General features: G+C 69.5%; 21 protein-coding genes. 11 read left to right on the top strand and 10 right to left on the bottom strand.

The features are described from left to right. Positions 1 to 32: 32 nt before the first annotated feature. From VG296_RS32395 to VG296_RS32385, 3 genes are read left to right on the top strand one after another with little or no spacing between them, the layout of a single operon-like run. Positions 33 to 860, top strand: coding sequence for an ATP-binding cassette domain-containing protein (locus VG296_RS32395; RefSeq protein WP_325572350.1), 828 nt, complete (start codon positions 33 to 35; stop codon positions 858 to 860). Then, entirely contained in the window at positions 857 to 1,564 is a 708-nt protein-coding gene (locus VG296_RS32390) for a hypothetical protein (RefSeq protein ID WP_325572348.1), read from the top strand. The genes VG296_RS32395 and VG296_RS32390 overlap by 4 nt, the downstream gene beginning before the upstream one ends. Positions 1,565 to 1,580: 16 nt before the next feature. Beyond that, positions 1,581 to 2,522 (top strand): hypothetical protein, encoded by a 942-nt coding sequence (locus VG296_RS32385; RefSeq protein WP_325572346.1) that lies wholly within the window; start codon positions 1,581 to 1,583, stop codon positions 2,520 to 2,522. Here VG296_RS32385 and VG296_RS32380 read toward each other — a convergent pair. The 4 genes from VG296_RS32380 to VG296_RS32365 form a co-directional block, all read right to left on the bottom strand. Further along, positions 2,519 to 3,169 (bottom strand): hypothetical protein, encoded by a 651-nt coding sequence (locus tag VG296_RS32380; protein WP_325572344.1) that lies wholly within the window; start codon positions 3,167 to 3,169, stop codon positions 2,519 to 2,521. The genes VG296_RS32385 and VG296_RS32380 overlap by 4 nt on opposite strands. Positions 3,170 to 3,233: 64 nt before the next feature. Continuing rightward, positions 3,234 to 4,340 carry a WXG100 family type VII secretion target gene (locus VG296_RS32375; protein WP_325572342.1) on the bottom strand — a complete coding sequence of 369 codons (1,107 nt, stop codon included), beginning with the start codon at positions 4,338 to 4,340 and terminating at the stop codon, positions 3,234 to 3,236. Then, entirely contained in the window at positions 4,340 to 4,660 is a 321-nt protein-coding gene (locus VG296_RS32370) for a hypothetical protein (protein ID WP_325572340.1), read from the bottom strand. Before VG296_RS32370 ends, VG296_RS32375 begins: the two co-directional genes overlap by 1 nt. A 128-nt stretch (positions 4,661 to 4,788) precedes the next feature. After that, positions 4,789 to 6,438 carry a fumarate hydratase gene (locus VG296_RS32365; protein WP_325572338.1) on the bottom strand — a complete coding sequence of 550 codons (1,650 nt, stop codon included), beginning with the start codon at positions 6,436 to 6,438 and terminating at the stop codon, positions 4,789 to 4,791. Between the two features lie 166 nt (positions 6,439 to 6,604). Between VG296_RS32365 and VG296_RS32360 the strand changes: the two genes are divergently transcribed. From VG296_RS32360 to VG296_RS32345, 4 genes are all read left to right on the top strand, one after another. Continuing rightward, the gene (locus VG296_RS32360; RefSeq protein WP_325572336.1) at positions 6,605 to 7,882 is read left to right on the top strand and encodes an MFS transporter; all 1,278 of its coding nucleotides are present in this window, start codon (positions 6,605 to 6,607) and stop codon (positions 7,880 to 7,882) included. A 69-nt stretch (positions 7,883 to 7,951) separates the two neighbouring features. After that, complete coding sequence (locus VG296_RS32355; protein ID WP_325572334.1) at positions 7,952 to 8,659, top strand: FadR/GntR family transcriptional regulator; 708 nt, start codon at positions 7,952 to 7,954, stop codon at positions 8,657 to 8,659. A gap of 33 nt (positions 8,660 to 8,692) precedes the next feature. Next, on the top strand, positions 8,693 to 9,343 hold the full coding sequence (locus VG296_RS32350) for a DUF1707 SHOCT-like domain-containing protein (RefSeq protein WP_325572332.1): 651 nt from the start codon (positions 8,693 to 8,695) through the stop codon (positions 9,341 to 9,343). Beyond that, positions 9,340 to 9,756 carry an acyl-CoA thioesterase gene (locus VG296_RS32345; protein ID WP_325572330.1) on the top strand — a complete coding sequence of 139 codons (417 nt, stop codon included), beginning with the start codon at positions 9,340 to 9,342 and terminating at the stop codon, positions 9,754 to 9,756. The genes VG296_RS32350 and VG296_RS32345 overlap by 4 nt, the downstream gene beginning before the upstream one ends. A 33-nt stretch (positions 9,757 to 9,789) precedes the next feature. Here the strand turns inward: VG296_RS32345 and VG296_RS32340 are convergent, their stop codons facing one another. Then, positions 9,790 to 11,811 carry an MFS transporter gene (locus VG296_RS32340; protein WP_325572328.1) on the bottom strand — a complete coding sequence of 674 codons (2,022 nt, stop codon included), beginning with the start codon at positions 11,809 to 11,811 and terminating at the stop codon, positions 9,790 to 9,792. Between the two features lie 140 nt (positions 11,812 to 11,951). Further along, complete coding sequence (glpX, locus tag VG296_RS32335) at positions 11,952 to 12,950, bottom strand: class II fructose-bisphosphatase (protein ID WP_325572326.1); 999 nt, start codon at positions 12,948 to 12,950, stop codon at positions 11,952 to 11,954. A gap of 181 nt (positions 12,951 to 13,131) precedes the next feature. On the opposite strand from glpX, the gene VG296_RS32330 reads away from it, so the two are divergent. Next, positions 13,132 to 13,686, top strand: coding sequence for a DUF4245 domain-containing protein (locus tag VG296_RS32330; protein WP_325572324.1), 555 nt, complete (start codon positions 13,132 to 13,134; stop codon positions 13,684 to 13,686). A gap of 155 nt (positions 13,687 to 13,841) precedes the next feature. Here the strand turns inward: VG296_RS32330 and VG296_RS32325 are convergent, their stop codons facing one another. Continuing rightward, positions 13,842 to 14,069, bottom strand: coding sequence for an exodeoxyribonuclease VII small subunit (locus VG296_RS32325; protein ID WP_325572323.1), 228 nt, complete (start codon positions 14,067 to 14,069; stop codon positions 13,842 to 13,844). Positions 14,070 to 14,116: 47 nt separating this feature from the next. On the opposite strand from VG296_RS32325, the gene VG296_RS32320 reads away from it, so the two are divergent. Further along, positions 14,117 to 14,602, top strand: a complete 486-nt coding sequence (locus VG296_RS32320) for a GNAT family N-acetyltransferase (RefSeq protein ID WP_325572322.1) — start codon at positions 14,117 to 14,119, stop codon at positions 14,600 to 14,602. Here the strand turns inward: VG296_RS32320 and xseA are convergent. Then, on the bottom strand, positions 14,574 to 15,845 hold the full coding sequence (xseA, locus tag VG296_RS32315; protein ID WP_325572321.1) for an exodeoxyribonuclease VII large subunit: 1,272 nt from the start codon (positions 15,843 to 15,845) through the stop codon (positions 14,574 to 14,576). The two genes, VG296_RS32320 and xseA, sit on opposite strands and share 29 nt — an antisense overlap. Positions 15,846 to 15,996: 151 nt before the next feature. On the opposite strand from xseA, the gene VG296_RS32310 reads away from it, so the two are divergent. Beyond that, entirely contained in the window at positions 15,997 to 16,965 is a 969-nt protein-coding gene (locus VG296_RS32310; protein ID WP_325572320.1) for a 4-hydroxy-3-methylbut-2-enyl diphosphate reductase, read from the top strand. On the opposite strand, the gene VG296_RS32305 is transcribed toward VG296_RS32310, so the two are convergent. Continuing rightward, complete coding sequence (locus tag VG296_RS32305) at positions 16,966 to 17,451, bottom strand: DUF6542 domain-containing protein (protein ID WP_325572319.1); 486 nt, start codon at positions 17,449 to 17,451, stop codon at positions 16,966 to 16,968. A gap of 63 nt (positions 17,452 to 17,514) precedes the next feature. Beyond that, entirely contained in the window at positions 17,515 to 18,654 is a 1,140-nt protein-coding gene (locus tag VG296_RS32300; protein WP_325572318.1) for a DNA recombination protein RmuC, read from the bottom strand. Between the two features lie 27 nt (positions 18,655 to 18,681). On the opposite strand from VG296_RS32300, the gene ychF reads away from it, so the two are divergent. Further along, positions 18,682 to 19,761 (top strand): redox-regulated ATPase YchF, encoded by a 1,080-nt coding sequence (gene ychF / locus VG296_RS32295; protein ID WP_325572317.1) that lies wholly within the window; start codon positions 18,682 to 18,684, stop codon positions 19,759 to 19,761. Positions 19,762 to 19,883: the final 122 nt, after the last annotated feature.

Raw genomic sequence — 19,883 nt, 5'->3', positions numbered from 1 at the left:
ATCTGTAGCGCGCGGCTCGCTATTGTGGGCGCATGCTGCTGACCGGTGTCGGATACCGCTACAGCCGGCGCGCGCCGTGGGTGCTGGAGAAGGTCGACCTCGATCTGGCCCCCGGCGCGCTGATTCGGATCGGGGGTTACAACGGCAGCGGCAAGTCCACGCTGCTGCGCATCGTCGCCGGCGCGCACCGGCCGGGCCGCGGCCGGGTGACCGACCGGCCGGACCGGACCGCGTACGTGCCGGGACAGCTGCCCGCGCTGCCGTTCAAGGTGCAGGACTATCTCGCCCATCTCGGCCGTATCCAGGGCCTGACATCGGGTGAGTCCGAGGCGCGGCTGCAGGCCGGGCTCGAGCGCTTCGAGGCGGCCGGCTACCGCAAGCACCGGATCGGCGACCTGTCGCGCGGCACGGCGCAGAAGGTGGCGATCGTGCAGGCGCTGCTCGGCGAGCCCGAGCTGCTGATCCTGGACGAGGCGTGGACCAGCCTGGACTCGGCCGGACAGGCGGAGCTCGACTCCGTGGCCCGGGAACTGCGCGACGGCGGCGGCGTCGTCGTGTACGTGGACCACGACCCGCAGCGGCTCGCCGAGGACGCCACCGCCGCGTACGTGCTGCGCGACGGCGTCCTGCTGGCCGCCTCGGCCGCGGACTTCGCCGTGCCGATGGCCGTGATCGACTTCGAGGACGCCCCGGATCCCTGGCCGCTGCCCGGGCAGCCGCGTGCCCTCGCGGACGGCGCGCTGCGCGTGACGATCCTGGCCGAGCACTCGGACCGGCTGCTCCGCGACGTCCTCTCGGCCTATCCGAACACCCATGTCAGGACCGTGCGTACGGTGGAAGGCGGGCGGGAGAACCCGTGAGCGCGTCGGTGATACAGAAGGGCCGCGGCGGCGACGCGCCGCGGCTGTCCGGCACCCAGACCCTGGCCGTCGTGCGCTACCACGCCACGCTCTTCGGCTTCTCGCAGCGCTGGCTCGCTCCGGTGCTGCTCTACGGCATCGCGCTGGCGATCGACTCGGCCGCGGGGGACAAGACCTCCGACGCGTTCGCGTACAGCGCGGCGTTCCTGGTTCCGGTGGCCGCGTGGATGACCCGGTCCATGCTCACCGTCGAGCCGCCGGAGTCCGTGGCGGTGGTGGCCACGCTGGTGGGCCCGGCGCGCGCGCGGCTGACGGCGCTGTCCGCGGCGACCGGCTACGCGCTGCTGTGCGCGCTGATCGGCGCGATCGTCGCCTCGGTCGGCGGATCCGGCGGGAACACCTCGCAGGTGCTGGCCGGGCTCTGCACCGAGCTGATCTGCGTGCTGCTGGGCAGCGCGGCCGGGGCGGTGGCGGCGCCGCCGCTCGTTCCGGAGACCGGCTGGGGAGTGCTGCTGGCCAGCCTGCTGGCGCTCGGCCTGCTGATAACGCGGTTCTCGCCGGCCGACCTGAGCATCAGGGCACTGACGGCGGTGTCGAACGGCGGCGCACTGCACTTCCCGGTGTACGCGCTGCCGTTCGCGCTCGTCGTCGCAGGTCTGGCCTGGTGGCTGGCGACCTTCTCGGCGACCCGCCACTCGGTCTGAAAGGAACAGCTGAGCAATGCCGCTCCACCTCCCCACGACGTTCGTGCACGATTTCAAGAGCTCGAACCTGTTCAACCGCGCGGGCATGGCGTCGCACGTGGCCTTCGCCGCGGACAGCAGGTTGCTGGCCATCGCCGGCGACGGCCGCACCATCGACCTGTGGGACGCATACGAGGCCAAGCAGGTGGGTTCGCTGTCCGGCCACGAGCCGAGCAGGCTCAAGGGGACGGTGAGCGCGCTGGCGTCCAGCCCGGACGGGCAGTTGCTGGCCAGCGGCGGTCAAGACAAGACCGTTCGGCTGTGGCGGACGGCCGACGGAGCGTCCGTCAACGTGCTGACCGGATTCTCCGAGAGCGTACGACGGCTGGCCTTCAACCCATCCGCGCCGGTTCTCGCCGCCGCGGACAAGAACTCGGTGCGGCTGTTCGACCTCGCGTCGGGGGCTGTCCGGCCGGTGACGTTGCCCGAGGGCGGCGTCAACGACCTCGCGTTCACCGCGGACGGCTCGCTGCTGGCCGTTGCGCTCGGCGGTCAGGAGAAGAAGGGCGCGCATCCGATCGCGCTGGTGAATCCGGTGGACGGAAGCGTCGCGCAGACCGTCGGCGAGCGTGAATTCCTGGCCCGCGCCCTCGCCTTCAGCCCGGACGGCCGGCTGCTCGCGGTCGCGCTCCGGGAGAAGGGCGTGATCCAGCTGAGGGACAGCGCGTCGTGGCAGGTCGTCCGAACGCTGAAGGTCACCGCGTACGCGGTGTTCGCGCTCGCGTTCAGCCCGCAGGGCGTGCTCGGCGCCGCCCTCGGCGACCGAGTGGGACTGTGGGATCTGACCACCGAGTCGGAGCCTGCCGCGGCGAAGGTGCCGTTCGTCAAGAGCTGCTTCGTGGAGACGCTCGCGTTCAGCCCGGACGGACAGCTGCTGGCGACATGTCGGAGCGGCTCGAACGTCCGCGTCTACCGCTAGCCGCGTCGCTGCTGGAGCCGTGCCGCGATCAGCGCACTGACGATGAGCAGAAGGAAACCGGCGAAGAAGTCGAGCAGAAGACCACCTGCCCACGACCCGCCGATGAACCTGCCGCGTAAGGCGATTCCGGCGATCGCCATGGCCGTCGGGACGAGCAGGAGCGGTCCCGGTGCTCGGCGGATGAGGACGAACAGAAGGACGAACACGTAGACGGCGCCGACGATCCAGAGCACCTGATACGGGCTGTCTCCGCTGCGAAGCGGCGAGCCGACGAGCGGGCTGGTGTTCCGACCGTCCGATACGGATACGGCTCCGCCGCGCCATGAGGTGACGGTCACCGGCTCGCCGTCCGCGGCCGGCCACACTCCCTTGTCGGAGACCAGTTGGATCCGCGTCTGCGCAGCGGACGAATCCGTGAGGTAGAGGTACCACACCGAATCATGCCCGGCGTGGCCGTCCTCGGAGGCCACGTGATATTCGACCTCTTGCTTGCAGGAGGCAGTTGATGCGGCGGCCGACTTACCCGCGGCGCAGACCGGAGCCTTGTCGAAGGCGTTCAGGCTCGCCCCGTCATTCGAGAGGTAGACCGCGGAGAGGGCGAGGATCGGCGCGGCGACGGCGGTCAAGAGCACCATCAGGATGCCCACCGCCGCCACCGTGCTCCGCCGATCTCGCCTCTCCGCTTCGTCACGTGGAGCCATGGACGATTGGCTACTGACCTTCGACCGGCATCGCGCCGTCCGGACCGTTCAGCGAACCGAGCAGCTGCTTCAGCTTGGTGCTCGAGGTCTCCGTGCCCGTCGTCAGGTTGCCGAGCGTGTCGGTGATCGTGAAGGCCCGGGTGTTCGCCCCGACAGAGCCGCCGGCCGCGTGCGCCCCGCCGAGGCCGTCCGCCGCGGCGCCCTCGAGGTTCTGGACGTCCGTGGATAGACCCGTGCCGCTGAACGGATTGGCGAACGCCGAGTCGCCGTTGACTCCGAGCAGGCCCCCGGCCTCGGACTGGAAGATCCCGCCGCCGACGTTGGCCAGTCCGGCCACCGTCCTGCTCCCGAGGCCCGCCTTGCCGAGCAGGCCCTCCGTGCCGACCGTGCCCGCCGCGTCGAGGGCGCCGTTCTCCAGGTCCGCCATGGGCGTGACCTGCTGCCCGGACAGGTACTGCGAGCCGGCGTTCGCCGCCGAGTCCGCGGCGAAGTTCCCCGCGAAGTTCAGCGCGATCGAGCCCACCTTGGTGGCCTTGACCGACTCCAGCATCGTCTTGAGCGATTCGAGCATCGACTTGATCTTCGACACCACCTCGCCGACGACCTCGACCATGCGCTCGATGTCGACGCCGACCTGCTCGGCGAGTTCGGTGAACTTCGCGATCAGTTCGGTGATCCGGAGCGCCTCGGCCGCGTCGGCGGCAGCGGCCACCGCGTCGGAGATGCCCGCGGTCACGATGGTGAGCAGCGCGCCCGCGACCGACGCGGCCAGGATCTGCTCAGCGATGCTGAGGATCTCCTCGTTGATCGTGTCGACGGTGTCCGCGTACTTGTCCAGCGAGTCGGCCACCTGGCGGAAGTTGGCCAGGCCCTTGGACACTTCCTGCGACTGGGTCTGCCAGTGCTGATGGAAGCCGTCCGAGGCCGCTCCGGTCCACTGGCTCGGTACCACCGCGGCGACGGCCTGGTCGAGCGCGGTGACCTGCGCCTCCACCGCGGTGGCCATCGTGTTCCAGTCCTGGGCGATCTGCCGCAGCACACCGCCGTTGCCGCCCGGCATCGGCATGCCCAGCATGTCCAGGACCTTCATGATGTCGCCGTTGACGTTCCAGTCCATCAGTGGCCACCCCCCGACCCGCCACCGGGCATGACCCCGTGCAACTGCCTGGCATTCTCCTCGTCGGTGAGCTCATACTGCTCCGCCTGGGCCACGAGCTGGTTCGCGGTCTCGTCCCAGAGCGCCGCGAGCTGCTCCAAGCCCTGCATCGTGGACTGCGCCATGCTGATGTACTGCTTCATCGCCCCGTCGCACACGCCGAGAAGGCCGAAAGCGTCCGCGATCTGGAGCGCGTTGCCGCCGAAACTGGACGCGGACTGGTTCAGCTGCCCCGCCTGATCGGCGAACCGCACCCCGAGCTGAGCTATCGCCGAAGGCACGGCTTCGAACGAATCTCCCATATCACACCCCGATTTTGTGATGATGCGTTCCCGTTGCGAGGACTCTAGACCAACACAAGTGCCCCGGAGAACTTCCGGGGCACAGGGGTCACGGCTTTAACCGGAGTTTACGAACGCTTGCCGATGTTCAGCAGGGGCTTGTCATCGCCGGGGTCGGTGAAGAAGTCGTTGCCCTTGTCGTCGACCACGATGAAGGCCGGGAAGTCCTCGACCTCGATCCGCCACACGGCCTCCATGCCGAGTTCCGGGTAGTCGAGCACTTCGACCTTCTTGATGCAGTCCTGCGCCAGCCGGGCCGCCGGGCCGCCGATCGAGCCGAGGTAGAAGCCGCCGTGCGCCTTGCACGCGTCGGCGACCTGCTTGGAGCGGTTCCCCTTGGCCAGCATGACGAAGGAGCCGCCGGCCGCCTGGAACTGGTCGACGTACGAGTCCATCCGGCCCGCGGTGGTCGGGCCGAAGGAGCCGGAGGCGTAGCCCTCCGGGGTCTTCGCCGGTCCCGCGTAGTAGACCGGGTGGTCCTTGACGTAGTCCGGCAGCGGCTTGCCCGAGTCCAGCAGTTCCTTGAGCTTCGCGTGCGCGATGTCCCGGGCCACGACCAGCGTGCCGGTCAGCGACAGGCGCGTCTTGACCGGGTACTTCGACAGCTCGTCGCGGATCTCGGCCATCGGGCGGTTCAGGTCGATCCGCACGACGTTGTCGTCGAGGTGCTCGTCCGTGGTCTCCGGCAGGAAGCGCGCCGGGTCCCGCTCGAGCTGCTCGAGGAACACGCCCTCGGGGGTGATCTTCGCGAGGGCCTGACGGTCGGCGGAGCAGGAGACCGCGATGGCCACCGGGAGCGAAGCGCCGTGCCGTGGCAGCCGGATCACCCGCACGTCGTGGCAGAAGTACTTGCCGCCGAACTGCGCGCCGATGCCGAGGCGCCGGGTGAGCTCGAAGACCTCCTGCTCGAACTCCCGGTCGCGGAAGCCGTGCGCCAGCATCGAGCCCTCGGTGGGCAGCGCGTCGAGGTAGTGCGCCGAGGCGTACTTCGCGGTCTTCAGCGCGAACTCGGCCGAGGTGCCGCCGATCACGATGGCCAGGTGGTACGGCGGGCAGGCGGCCGTGCCGAGCGAGCGGATCTTCTGCTCGAGGAAGGCGAGCATCGCCTTCGGGTTCAGGATGGCCTTCGTCTCCTGATACAGGTAGGACTTGTTCGCCGAACCGCCGCCCTTGGCCATGAACAGGAACTTGTACGCGTCGCCCGGGGCGGCGTAGAGCTCGATCTGCGCCGGGAGGTTGGAGCCGGTGTTCTTCTCCTCCCACATGTTCAGCGGCGCCATCTGCGAGTAGCGCAGGTTCAGCTTGGTGTACGCGTCGTACACGCCGTGGGCGATGTGCGCCTCGTCGTGCCCGTCGGTCAGCACGTTCTGGCCGCGCTTGCCCATCACGATCGCGGTCCCGGTGTCCTGGCACATCGGCAGCACCCCGGCCGCGGCGATGTTCGCGTTCTTCAGCAGGTCCAGCGCGACGAAGCGGTCGTTGGGGGAGGCCTCCGGATCGTTCATGATCGAGGCCAGCTGCCTGAGGTGGTCGGTGCGCAGGAAGTGCGCGATGTCGTGCATCGCCTCGGCCGTCAGCAGGCGCAGCGCCTCCGGCTCGACCTGCAGGAAGGTGCGGCCGGCCGCCTCGACCGTGGAGACGCCCTCGCTGGTCAGCAGGCGGTACTCGGTCTCGTCCTGGCCGGTCGGCAGCAGGTCGGAATAAGCGAACTCGGGCATTTCTACTACGCCTCCATAGACCCTTGACAGACCTCAGCGTCCTCGGTCAAAGCCTATGCCCGCGCACCGGGGCGAACCGGCCGTTCCCGGCGTGGCCTTGACCACGCTGCGCGCCGTCGGCGGAGGCCATATGACAGCAGACGTCATACGTATTATCATCGAGGCCATGACGGCGATATTGCAGACTCCGCACGACACCGGACCCATCCCCGTGTATGTCGAGCGCGAGGCCGCCGCCCCGGCCGAGCACCGCGCCAAGGGGACCGCGCTGATCCTGCTCGGCGTCGTGCTCATCGCCGTCAACCTGCGGCTTTCCGTCTCCGCGACCGGCGCGCTGCTGCACCGCCTGGACGGCTCGCTGCGGCTCGGCTCGGGCGTCGAGTCCTTCCTGACCGCCGTGTGGCCGCTGGCCTTCGCGGTCGGCGGCATCTCCGGCGCCTGGCTGGCCCGCCGCTTCACCGCGGGGACCGTGATCACCTGGGCGGTCGGCGCGCTGGTGGCCGGACAGGTCGTGCACAGCCTGCACGACACGCCCGCGCTCGTCTTCGGCTCCATCCTCGCCGGCCTCGGCATCGCGCTGGCGAACGTGCTGCTGCCGGTCGTCGTGCGGCAGTACTTCCCGGACCGGGTCGGCTCGGTCACCGGCCTGTACGCCATGGTGCTCTCGGGCGGCGCCGCGTTCGCCGCGCTCGCCTCGGTGCCGGTCGCCGACCACCTGAACAACGTGGACGCCGGGCTGGCGGTCTGGGTGATCCCGGCCGTGATCGGCCTCGCCGCCTGGATCGCCGCGCGGCCGCAGCGTGCCGCGCACCCGACCAACGCCGCCGCGGTCGAGCCCGCCGCGCATCTGCCGCTGCGTCAGCTGGCGCACAGCCGGCTGGCCTGGGCGATGGCCGCGCTCTTCGGCCTGCAGTCGATGGGTGCCTACGTCATCATGGGCTGGCTGCCGACGATCCTGTCCGACTCCGGGATGTCCGCGGGCAAGGCGGGCGTCGTGCTGTCCACGATCTTCTTCATCGGCATCCCGCTCAACTACGCGGTGCCGCACTTCGGTGCGCGGATGCGGGACCGGCGGCCGCTGCTGATCGGGCTGACGCTGGCGTCCCTGATCGGCTTCACCGGCCTGATCGTCGCTCCGGTCTCGCTGGTCTGGCTCTGGGCGTTCATCTTCTCCTTCGGCATGGCCATCTTCCCGCTGGTGCTCGCGCTCTTCCCGGTGCGCGGCGGCACCGCTCAGGGCACCGCGGCGCTGTCCACGTTCGCGCAGTCCATCGGCTACCTGATCGCCTCGGCCGCGCCGCTCGGCTTCGGCCTGCTGCACGACGCGACCGGCTCCTGGACCGTGCCGCTGCTGATCGTGGTGGTGTCCACCGCGCTGCAGGGGCTGGTGGGGCTCTACGTGGCCTCGCCCCGTCGAGGCACTGTATTGACAGGCGCGCGATGACCGTGTCTTAGCGGTGGTATTCATGAGACAGTTCCGGTCACGCAGGGCAAAGGGAAGCAGGTGAGTTCGATGAGCGAGCTGGCGGGGATTCGTCGCGGGTCGCTGTGCGATGAGGTCATCGCGCAGCTGCGCGAGCAGATCGCGTCGGGCACATGGCCGGTCGGCGAGCGCATCCCGCCGGAGTCGGAGCTCGTCGAGCGCCTGCAGGTCGGCCGCGGCACCGTCCGCGAGGCCATCAAGGCTCTGGCTCACATCGGGCTGCTCGAGGTCCGGCAGGGCGACGGCACGTACGTGAAGTCCCGCAGCGAACTCGCCGGGGCGCTGCGTCGTCAGATGCTGAACGTCACCGAGCGGCACGTGCAGGAGGTGCGGCGGGCGCTGGAGGTCGAGGGCGCGCGGCTGGCGGCGCAGCGGCGCACCGATGAGGATCTGGTCGCGATGGCAGCCGCGCTGGACGAGCGCGACGTGCACGCGAAGGCCGCGGCGGACCTCGGCCGCTGGGACGAGTCCTGGGGCGTGCCGTGGGTCGAGGCGGACGTGCGCTTCCACCAGGCCGTCGTCCTCGCCTCGCACAACCCGATGCTCGCCGAGATGTACATGGAGATGAGCGCCGAACTCTCCGCCCTGCTGCTCAGCGCCGCCGCGCAGGCTGACCACGAGCCGTACCTGGTACGCGGCCATCGCACGCTGCTCGACGCGATCCGCGTCGGCGACGAGCAGGCGGCCATCCTCGAGGCGGTGCACAACATCGAGGCGGCGCTGGACAAGCTCTCCTGATCCCTGAAATCGCCGATCGGCTAAGTTGGACCGGTGACCCCGCCCTTCTCCATGGATCCCGCCCCGCAGGACGACCGGAGGCTCGCGCTGCGCGCCTCCGACGCCGACCGCGACCACGTTGCCGCGCTGCTCGGCCAGGCCCTCTCGGAGGGCCGCCTGGACGCGGAGGAGCACTCGGAGCGGCTGGAGAGCGTGTACCAGGCCAAGACCCTCGGCGAGCTGCGCCCGCTGGTCGCCGACCTGCCGGTGAGCTTCACCCCGCCGACCGCGGGCGGCGCGCCCGCGGCTCGATCCGACCCGGCGTCACTCGCGAACATGCCCGTCACCGACTCCGTGATGGCCGTGTTCGGCGAGCAGAAGCGCCGCGGACGCTGGCTGGTGCGCAGCGGCCTGGACGCGAAGGCGATCTTCGGTTCGATCGAACTGGACCTGACCGAGGCCGTACTCGAACAGCGTGAGCTGACGATCTCGGCGACGTCGATCTTCGGCGAGGTGAAACTGATCGTGCCGGAGGGCGTCATGGTGGTCAACGAGGGCACCGCGATCCTCGGCGAGCGGAACATGGAGCTCCGCCAGGACCAGCCGTACACCGCCGACTCGCCGATCGTGCATGTCCGCGGGTTGACACTGCTCGGTAGCGTTGAGGCCAGACGCCCCAAGAAGAAGTGGTTCAAGAACCGATGAGCGCACAGCCGCTGTACGTCCACCGCGAGACCATCTGGTTCGACGAGCTCGACATGGTGGGCGTGATGCACAACGCGCGCTACGCGATCCACGTCGAGCGCGCGATGACCGCCTGGTACCACTCGCTCGCCGACGTCGACCCGTCCGACGGCCTGAACGTGGTCAAGCAGTACGACATCGAGTTCATCCAGCCGTTCACGCTGGAGCGCGGAGACCTCGTCGTCGAGGTCTCGCTCGAGCGGCGCGGCCGGACGAGCGCGGTGTTCTCGTTCCGCTGCCTGTCCTACCCGAAGGGCGAGGACGGTCCCGAGGTGCTGCACGCCCGGGGCATCCGCGCGATCGTGAAGGTCTCGCCCGGCGACCTGCGTCCCTCGCCGTGGTCCGAGAAGTTCCTCGCCGTGGTCGACGGCTGACCGCGCAGCCGGCCCCATATCCGAACCGCGGAGCTAACCCCGCATCAGGCTGTAGTCCGGCGCCTCGAGCGAGTTGTCGGCCAGCGTCTTGAGCAGCGCGATCAGGTCCTGATGCTGGTCCGGATCCCAGCCCTTGAGCTGCTCCTCCAGCAGTTGCAGCCGTACCGTGGACAACTTGTCGATGATCTGCTGACCCTGCGGAGTGAGCGTGAGCACGCCGTTCGTGTCCCGTTGCACGGTGCCCGCGTTGATCATCTTCTCCATCTTCGGGCGGATCTCGCCGATCGGCGCCTTGAGCCTCGCGCAGATCTGCTCCTCGGTCACCGGCCCGGCGTGGTGCAGCCGGAACAGGCCGTACGCGTGCGGCACGGAGATGTCCAGGTCCGCGCGCTCGATGACGCGTCCGTAGCGCTCCCAGACGTTCTGACGGCTCGACAGCTTCGTGACGAAGCGCTCGATCTCGGCCAGCGAGGTGCGGAACGTCGGCAGCCCGGAGGACTCGCCCAGGTCGGTCGAGCGCGTCGCGGTGCGCAGCGGGACCTCGCGCAGGAACAGCGCGAGCAGGAAGCCGACGAGCGCGATCGGCGAGGCGATCAGGAAGACGTGCGCGACGGACGTGGCGTAGATGTGCAGGAAGGGATCGCGCTCCACGGGCGGCAGTTTGTTGACGGCGGTCGGGTCGCCGAGGATCTGCTGCACCGGAAAGCCCTTGGCGAGCACGCCGTTGTGCAGCGAGGTGCTCACCTTGCTGGAGAGTTCGTTGTTGAGGACCGTGCCGAAGATCGACGCGCCGAACGAGCCGCCGATCGAGCGGAAGTAGGTCACGCCGGACGTGGCCACGCCGAGGTCCGCGTAGTCCACGTTGTTCTGCGTGGCGATCGTCAGCACCTGCATCGTGAGCCCGATGCCGAGTCCGAACACGACCATGTCCCAGCCGAGCGTCGTGGACCGCGTGTGTTCGTCGATCCGCGACATCAGGAACAGGCCGACCGCCATGCACACCGTGCCGACGATCGGATAGATCTTGTACCTGCCGAACTTGCTGATCAGCTGGCCGGTGCCGATCGAGGCGACCAGCAGACCGCCCATCATCGGCAGCAGCCGCAGACCGGAGACCGTGGGCGAATCGCCGTTCACCACCTGCATGAACAGCGGCAGGTAGGACAGGCTGCCGAACATGCACAGGCCGACGACGAAGCCGATCGCCGAGCACTGCGTGAACACCCGGTTCCGGAACAGCTTCAGCGGCATCACCGGTTCCGCCGCGCGCCGCTCCACCAGGATGAACAGGACGATCAGCACGGCCGCGCCGACCCCGCAGGCGTAGACCGGCGCGGAACTCCAGGCCCACGTGCTGCCGCCGAGGCTGGTGATCAGCACCAGGCATACCGACGCGGCGGCGATCAGGAACGTGCCGAGGTAGTCGATCTTCGGCTTGTGGTCGGGGTTCTTCTTCGTCAGCGCCACGGAGATGACGGCCAGTGCGATCGCGCCGATCGGCAGGTTGACGTAGAACACCCAGCGCCAGGAGAGGTTGTCCACCAGGAATCCGCCGAGCAGCGGTCCGAGCACCGACGCGACGCCGAACACGGCGCCGATCACGCCCTGGTACTTGCCGCGGTCCCGGGGCGGCACCACGTCGCTGATGATCGCCATCGAAAGCACCATCAGGCCGCCGCCGCCGATGCCCTGCAGCGCGCGGAAGGAGATCAGCTGCACCATGTTGTGCGCCTGGCCGCACAGCACCGAGCCGATCAGGAAGATCACGATGCAGACCTGGAATACGGTCTTGCGCCCGAACATGTCGCCGAGCTTGCCCCACAGCGGGGTGGTCGCCGTCGAGGCCAGCATGTACGCGGTGACCACCCAGGACAGGTGGTTGGCCCCGCCGAGGTCGCCGACGATCGTGGGCAGCGCCGTCGCCACGATCGTCTGGTCGAGGGCCGCCAGGAACATGCCCAGCATCACGCCGGCGAACACCAGCATGACCTTGCGGCGGCTCTCCTCGATCGGCGGAGTGCCGGTTTCCTCCTGCTGGGCCTGGTCGACAGCCACGGGCGGCCTCCGTCTCGGCGCTCGACTCCTCTGCTTACACCAGGGGAGCACCGCCGTGACGAGGCCGCCCGCGGGGTCGTCCGAACGGGCGTCAGTTCGGTGGGTTTATCCGCTGTCGCCTTAGCTTCGGGTTCGCAAGCTCACCCGAAATCGACCGAACTGTAGGTACGCAGCTTCGTCAGTTGGTGCTCCGACTCGATACGGCGCACGGTACCGCTCTTGGAGCGCATGACAAGAGAGGTCGTCACCGCGCCTCCTGAGCGGTAGTGCACACCGCGCACCAGTTCGCCGTCCGTGATGCCGGTGATGGCCACGAAGCAGTTCTCGCCGGTGACCAGATCGTCGGTGCTCAGCACCCGGTCCAGGTCGTGCCCGGCGTCGATCGCCTTCGTCCGCTCCGCGTCGTCCTTCGGCCACAGCCGGCCCTGGATCACGCCGCCGAGGCACTTGATGGCCGTCGCCGCGATGATGCCCTCCGGCGTGCCGCCGATGCCGAGCAGCAGGTCCACGCCGGTGCCCGGGCGCGTCGCCATGATGGCGCCGGCCACGTCGCCGTCCGAGATGAACTTGATCCGCGCGCCGGCCTCGCGCACCTCGCGCACCAGGCCCTCATGCCGCGGCCGGTCCAGGATGACGACCGTCACCTCGCTCGCCGAGCCGCCCTTGGCCCGCGCCACCGCCTGGATGTTGTGCGCGACCGGGGCGGTGATGTCGACCGAGTCGGCCGCCTCGGGACCGGCGACCAGCTTCTCCATGTAGAACACGGCGGAGGGGTCGTACATCGCGTGCCGCTCGGCCAGCGCGATCACCGCGATGGCGTTCGGCATGCCCTTGGCGTTGAGCGTGGTGCCGTCGATCGGGTCCACGGCCACGTCGCACTCCGGGCCGTCCCCGTTGCCGACCTGCTCGCCGTTGAACAGCATGGGCGCGTTGTCCTTCTCGCCCTCGCCGATCACCACGACGCCGCTCATCGAGACCGTGTTGATCAGCCTGCGCATCGCGCCCACCGCCGCGCCGTCCGCGCCGATCTTGTCGCCGCGGCCCACCCAGCGGCCCGCCGCCAGCGCCGCGGCCTCGGTCACCCGGACCAGTTCGAGTGCCAGGTTCCGGTCGGGTACCTCGGGCTGTGTGTTCGTCATCTGCAGTCCTTCCGCACGGGACTCGGGTCAGATCGTCGGATCGTCAGGTTGGATCGTCCGCTTGGATCGGAGGGTCGGATCATCATCGGACGTGGGGTTGCCGGCCGAGGGGTGCCGGTTCGATGATCCTACTGCCCACCCGGTGTACGGCCAGGGGGAGCGCCTTGCGATGATGGACGGCATGGCGAAGAACGGCCCGTCCAGGTTGCGCACGACCGTGCGGGACATGATCCTTTCGATGACCCTGATCGTGCTGCCGATCCTGGCGGTCATCTGGCTGATGCCCGCCACCCACTCCGCCTCGCCGGTGGCGACGGTGTCGAGCGGCGACTACCAGGCCATGCTGACGGCCGCCCGCGGCTCGCTCCCGTTCAGCGCGCTCAGCCCCACCGGCCTGCCCGCCGGCTGGGAGCTGACCTCCGACGACTACCAGCCGGAGGGCGTCACCGCCGCCGACTGGCACCTCGGCTACCAGACGCCGTCCGGCAAGTACGCCGCCTTCGAGCAGACCACCCTGACCGTCGGCCAGTTCCTCAGCTCCGCCTCCTCCAACGCCGAGAAGTCCGGCTCCGTCCAGGTGGCCGGCGAAAGCTGGACGGAGTACACCGGCACCGCGCCCGCCGCCTACAAGACCCTGCTCTTCCGCCGGACCGCCGACGGCAAGAGCCTCCAGATCATCGCCGGCTCCGCGCCGATGGCCGAGCTGCAGACCCTGGCAAGCTCCCTGAAGGCCTGAGCGGCCGCGGCGGGTAGTCGCGGGCGGCCTTGCGGTGCGCAATGATTCGCTCCGCTTCGCGGGGCCCACATCCGGGCCGATTCCCTACCCCGCCCACTCGGGCGGGGTGTGCTCCGACGCACCCGCCCCAGCGGCCTCGCTTTCCTGAGGGGTTTTCAGTTCTCCCCGTTCGCGCTCCCGTTCTGCGCCCCCAATGCCGCGTCGAGCCGGGCGCGCGCGCCGTCGAGCTTCGCTTGGCAGTGCGCCGCGAGCGCCTCGCCGCGCTCCCATAGCGCCAGTGAATCCTCCAAGGCCAGGCCACCGGCCTCCAGTTTCTGCACCGCGCTGATCAACTCGTCGCGCGCCTGCTCGTAGCCGAGCGAGGAGATCTCTTCCGTAGTCATGGCCTCCACGATAGATTCCCCTACGGACAGAAACCGGGGAGGCACGTATGGGAGTCGTGGTACGACGCGCGTCTGTCGAGGACGCTTGGGAGCTGACCCGATTGCGCCGGGTGATGCTCAAGCACTTCCAGGAGATCCACGACGATCTCTGGGAGTACTCATGCAAGGATGCGTTCGAGCAGGCCCTCGCCGATCCGGACGGAATGATCCAGGCCTTCGTGGTGGACGCCGGGGACTTCCCCGGGAAGCTGGCCGCCTGCTCGATCGGCCTGATCCAGCAGCGGCTGCCCAGCCCGGACAACCACTCGGGACTGATCGGCTACATCCAGAGCGTCTCGACCGATCCGGACTACCGGCGGCGCGGGTACGCGCGAGCCGTGGTCGAGTCGACGCTCGAGTGGCTGGACAGCTGCGGTGTGCCGAAGACCGAGCTCACCGCGTCCTCGATGGGCGACGACCTGTACCGCGAGCTCGGCTTCTCCGACCTGCAGTACGGCACCCACCTCAGTCGTTGGCTGCCTGCCCAGGTGTAATCGTCGGTGTGGTCGTTTGCGTATCGGCGGGAGTAGCGGTGGTCACGGACACGGCCAGCCGGCCCGCGGCGAGCCGGACGCCGAGTTCCTGACCCGTCGTCACTTCAGCGGCGTCTCGCACGACCGAGCCGTCGGCCGCCTGCACGATCGCGTAACCGCGCTCGAGCGTCTTGAGGGGCGAGAGGGCGCGCACCCGGGCGAGCGTGTGTTCGAGCACCTCGGAATCCCGCGCGATCCGGTGCTCCAGGGCGCGGCGCGTCCGTCCGCTCGCATCCTTCAGTTCCTGCTCGCGGCGGTCGATCATGTCGTACGGCGCGGCCAGCACCGGCCGGGACCGGCAGTTCGCCAGCGCCCGCTCCTCGCGCTCCAGCATCCGCTCGATGGCGCCGCGCATCCGCTCGCGGGCCGTCCCTACCCGCTCCTGCTCCTCGCGCACGTCCGGCACGATCCGCTTCGCCGCGTCCGTCGGCGTGGAGGCGCGCAGGTCGGCGACCAGGTCGAGTAGCGGCGAGTCCGGCTCGTGCCCGATCGCCGAGACCACCGGCGTGCCGCACGCCGAGACGGCCAGCAGCAGCAGCTCGTCCGAGAACGGCAGCAGGTCCTCGACCGAGCCGCCGCCGCGCGCGATCACGATCACATCCACCTCGGGATGCGCGTCCAACTCCTTCAGCGCGCCGACGACCTGCGGCACGGCCGTGGCCCCCTGCACCGCGACCTCGCGCACCTCGAAGCGCACCCCCGGCCAGCGCCGCCGCGTGTTCTCAAGCACGTCCTTCTCCGCGGCCGACGCCCGGCCCGTGATCAGGCCGATGAGCTGCGGCAGGAATGGCAGCGGCTGCTTGCGGCCCGGCTCGAACAGGCCCTGCGCGCCGAGCTTCTGCTTGAGCTGCTCGATCCGCGCCAGCAGCTCGCCGATGCCGATCTGCCGCAGCTCCTGCAGCTGCAGCGAGAACTGGCCGCGGCCCCGGTAGAAGGCCGGCTTGGCCCGGATCACCACGTGCTGGCCCTCGGCCGGCGCCGGGATGATCTGCTCGTAGACCCCGCGCATGCAGGTGACCGACATCGACACGTCCTGCGCCGGGTCACGCAGCGTCAGGAAGACCACTCCCGCGCCCGGACGGCGGCTGATCTGCGTGATCTGCCCCTCCACGTGGATCACGCCGAGCCGGTCGATCCACTGCGCCACCAGCGTCGCGACCTTCGCCACCGGCACCGGTTCGTCGAAGGAGCTCTCCAAAGCCATGGCCCAACACTAGAGCGCCGCGCCGACAGCACGTCGACACCGTGGCGGCAGCACGCCGGACGCGCCCCGAAGCGGGAAACGGATGTGCAAACGTCGTGAAGATCACGCGGCCGGGCTAGGGACCGGGGCGGCACCGGAATACCATGGGTGCATGGTCTCTGCTCCGGTTTCCGCCGACCCCGTCCCCCGCAAGAGAGTGCTACTCGCCGCGCCGCGCGGCTATTGCGCGGGTGTGGACCGCGCGGTGCAGACCGTCGAGAACGCGCTCGAGCGCTTCGGCGCCCCCGTCTACGTGCGCAAGGAGATTGTGCACAACAAGCACGTCGTGCAGACCCTCGAGGAGCGCGGCGCGATCTTCGTCGAGGAGAACCAGGAGGTCCCCGAGGGCTCCCTGGTGATCTTCTCGGCGCACGGCGTCGCCCCGGGCGTGCACGAGAGCGCCAAACAGCGCAACCTGCGCACCATCGACGCGACGTGCCCGCTGGTGACGAAGGTGCACAAGGAGGCCGTGCGCTTCGCCGACGAGGGTTACGACATCCTGCTCATCGGGCACGAGGGCCACGAGGAGGTCATCGGCACCACCGGCGAGGCCCCCGAGCACATCAAGCTGGTCGACGGGCCCGAGTCGGTCGACTCGATCGAGGTGCGCGACCCGGCGAAGGTCGCCTGGCTCTCGCAGACCACGCTCTCGGTGGACGAGACCCAGCAGACCGTCGCCAAGCTCAAGACGCGCTTCCCGCTGCTGCTCGACCCGCCGTCCGACGACATCTGCTACGCGACGCAGAACCGGCAGATCGCGGTCAAGCAGATCGCCGGAGAGTGCGACCTGCTGCTCGTCGTCGGCTCGAAGAACTCCTCGAACTCGGTACGGCTCGTCGAGGTCGCGCTGGAGGTCGGCGTGCCCGCGTCGTACCTGGTGGACTTCGCCGACGAGGTGGATCCGGCCTGGTTCGAGGGCGTGAACACGGTCGGCCTCACCTCGGGCGCGTCGGTGCCGGAGAACCTGGTGCAGGACGTCCTCGAGCTGCTCGCCGAGCACGGCTACGCGGACGTCGAGGAAGTGCGTTCGGCGCAGGAGAAGCTGCTGTTCGCGCTCCCGCACGAGCTGAAGAGGCTGTAGTCACCTGCGGGTACGGAGCCGACGTCCCCCGCGCGCCGCGCGCACGCAGAGGATGACCGCCGAGAGCGCCGTGCCGATGTAGAGCGCCTTGGCCTTCGCGGCGAGCAGTTCGACGATGGTCGCGAGCAGGCCGAGCAGTCCCGGACCGAAGGACTCCGGCATCAGCTTGGCCAGCAGGATCATCGAGATCGCGAAGGCGATCGGCGGTGCGACGAGCGCGGCGTACCAGTCCGCGCCGCGCACCCGGCTCGCGGTGTATCCGCAGGCCGCGATGTAGAGCGCGGCGACCGCCCAGTCCGGACCGCCGACCAGGAAGAAGTCGAGCAGCGAGCCGAGCACGCAGCCGGCCAGCAGCACCAGCGCCACGCCGAGCCCCGTCAGCGGTCCGACGCCGTGTGAAGCCGAGCCAGGCCGGTAGGCAGTCGGCCGCGGTGCTCTGGCCCGCGGCAGCTGCTGCCGATAAGCGGGGGCGCGGTTCTGACTCATACGTATAACAGTACGAGCTGACACGCCGACAGAAGGCCTGCGACGCACCCTCGAATCAATCGCTCACTCGGGCGGCTGAGCGACCGCCCTCGCCGCGGTGTCCAGGCTCCGGGCGCTCGGCGGCTGACCGTCGTCGAGGCCGAGTTCGCGCAGTCGGCGGGCCGTCACCAGGAGCCGCGTGTCGAGCGAGCCGACCGCCCGGTTGTACGCCGCGACCGAGGCGCCGAGCGAGCGGCCGACCGTGTCCAGCGCCTCGGTGAACACCCCGATCCGGTCGTAGAGCTCACGGCCGAGTTCGACGATCGTCCGGGCCTCGCTGGCGAGCGTGTCCTGCGTCCAGGCGTACGCCACCGTACGCAGCAGCGTGATCAGCGTTATCGGGCTGGCCAGCACGACCTTGCGCTCCGCCGCGTACTCGACGAGCTCCGGGTCGGCGCTCAGCGCGTGCGAGAGGAAGGCCTCGCCGGGCACGAAGAGCACGACGAACTCGGCGGTCGGCGCCCCGGCCGCCGCCATCCGCTTCCAGTAGGCGCGCGAGGCGAGCGTGTCGACGTGCGCCCGGAGCTGCTTGGCGTGCGCGCGCAGCCGCTCCTGGCGGGTGACCTCGTCCGCCGCCTCCGCCGCCTCCAGGAACGCGCCGAGCGGGACCTTGGCGTCCACCACCACGTGCTTGTCCCCGGCCAGGTGCACGACGAGGTCAGGCCGCGCGGTGCCGAAGGCCGGCCCGCTCCCGTCGCCCGAATCAGCACCCTCCTGGGCCGGGATGACCAGCTGCTCGGTGAAATCGCAGCGGTCCACCAGACCCGCCAGCTCGACCGCGCGACGCAGGTGCAGTTCGCCCCAGCGGCCGCGCACCTGCGGCGTGCGCAGGGCCGTGACCAGTGCCGCCGTCTGCCCGCGCAGCTCCTCCCCGGTCGTGCGCACGTCCTCGATCTGCCGGGCGAGCGCCGCCTGGGCGGCCACCCGGCCCTGCTCGATCTCGCGCAGCCGGTCGTCGAGGTGCCGCAGCGACTCGTGGATCGGCGCGCTGGCCTGAGCCAACTGCCGGTCCGCGGTCTCCAGCAGCACCCGCGCGGTGCCGTCCAGGGCGGCGGACGTGGCCGGATCCGCCCGCGTGGCCCGCCGCGAGCGCTCCCACAGCAGGCCGAGGGCCGTGCCGAGAACCAGACCGAGCAGCAGGAGGAGGAGCGCGCCGAGAGTCACTCCGTCATTCAACTAGACTTGCTGTTCATGGGTCTGCAAATCGGTATCGTCGGCCTGCCCAACGTGGGCAAGTCGACCCTTTTCAACGCGCTGACGAAGAACGACGTGCTGGCGGCGAACTATCCCTTCGCCACCATCGAGCCGAACGTCGGGGTGGTCGGCGTGCCGGACCCGCGGCTGGCCACGCTGGCCGAGATCTTCAAGTCCGAGCGCGTGCTCCCGGCCACGGTGGACTTCCTGGACATCGCCGGCATCGTCAAGGGCGCCTCCGAGGGCCAGGGCCTCGGCAACAAGTTCCTGGCCAACATCCGCGAGGCCGACGCCGTCTGCCAGGTCATCCGCGTCTTCACGGACCCGGACGTGGTCTTCGCCGACGACAAGAGCGCCCCGGACCCCGAGTCCGACATCGAGACGATCAACACCGAGCTGATCCTCGCGGACCTGCAGACGATCGAGAAGGTCCTGCCGCGCCTGCAGAAGGAGGCGCGGATGAAGAAGGAGCTCGCCGAGAAGGTCGCCGCCGTCGAGCAGGCGCAGAAGCTCCTGGAGACCGGCACCACCGTCTTCGCCGCCCGCCTCGACCCGGCCCCGCTGCACGACCTGCACCTGCTCACCGCGAAGCCGTTCATCTACGTCTTCAACCTCGACTCCGACGAACTCGCGAACGAGGAACTCAAGCAGGAGCTCAGGACCCTGATCGCCCCCGCCGAGGCCATCTTCCTCGACGCCAAGATCGAGTCCGAATTGATCGAGCTCCCCGAGGACGAGGCTCTCGAACTGCTTCAGTCCATCGGCCAGGAGGAGTCCGGCCTCAGCCAGCTCGCCCGCGTCGGCTTCGACACCCTCGGCCTGCAGACGTACCTGACCGCCGGTCCCAAGGAAGCCCGCGCCTGGACCATCAAGAAGGGCGCCACCGCCCCCGAGGCGGCCGGCGTCATCCACACCGACTTCCAGCGCGGCTTCATCAAGGCCGAGATCGTCTCCTACGACGACCTCGTCGCCTGCGGCTCCGTCCCCGAGGCCCGCGCCAAGGGCAAGGCCCGCATCGAGGGCAAGGACTACGTCATGGCCGACGGCGACGTCGTCGAATTCCGCTTCAACGTGTAGCGGCAGGGGAAGGCGGCGGCGGAATGATCCACAATGAATCTTCCCGCGAGCGCATGATCGAAAGCTAAGATCGTTTCCGTAGCGTTTCGAATTCCCTTAAACCTCAACGGCCTTTCCCAGCT

It is taken from the genome of Actinospica sp., from assembly GCF_035552695.1.
GTDB lineage: Bacteria > Actinomycetota > Actinomycetes > Streptomycetales > Catenulisporaceae > Actinospica.
The sequence above is the reverse complement of the archived record's forward strand: the minus strand, read 5'-3'. Positions and strand labels throughout refer to the sequence as shown.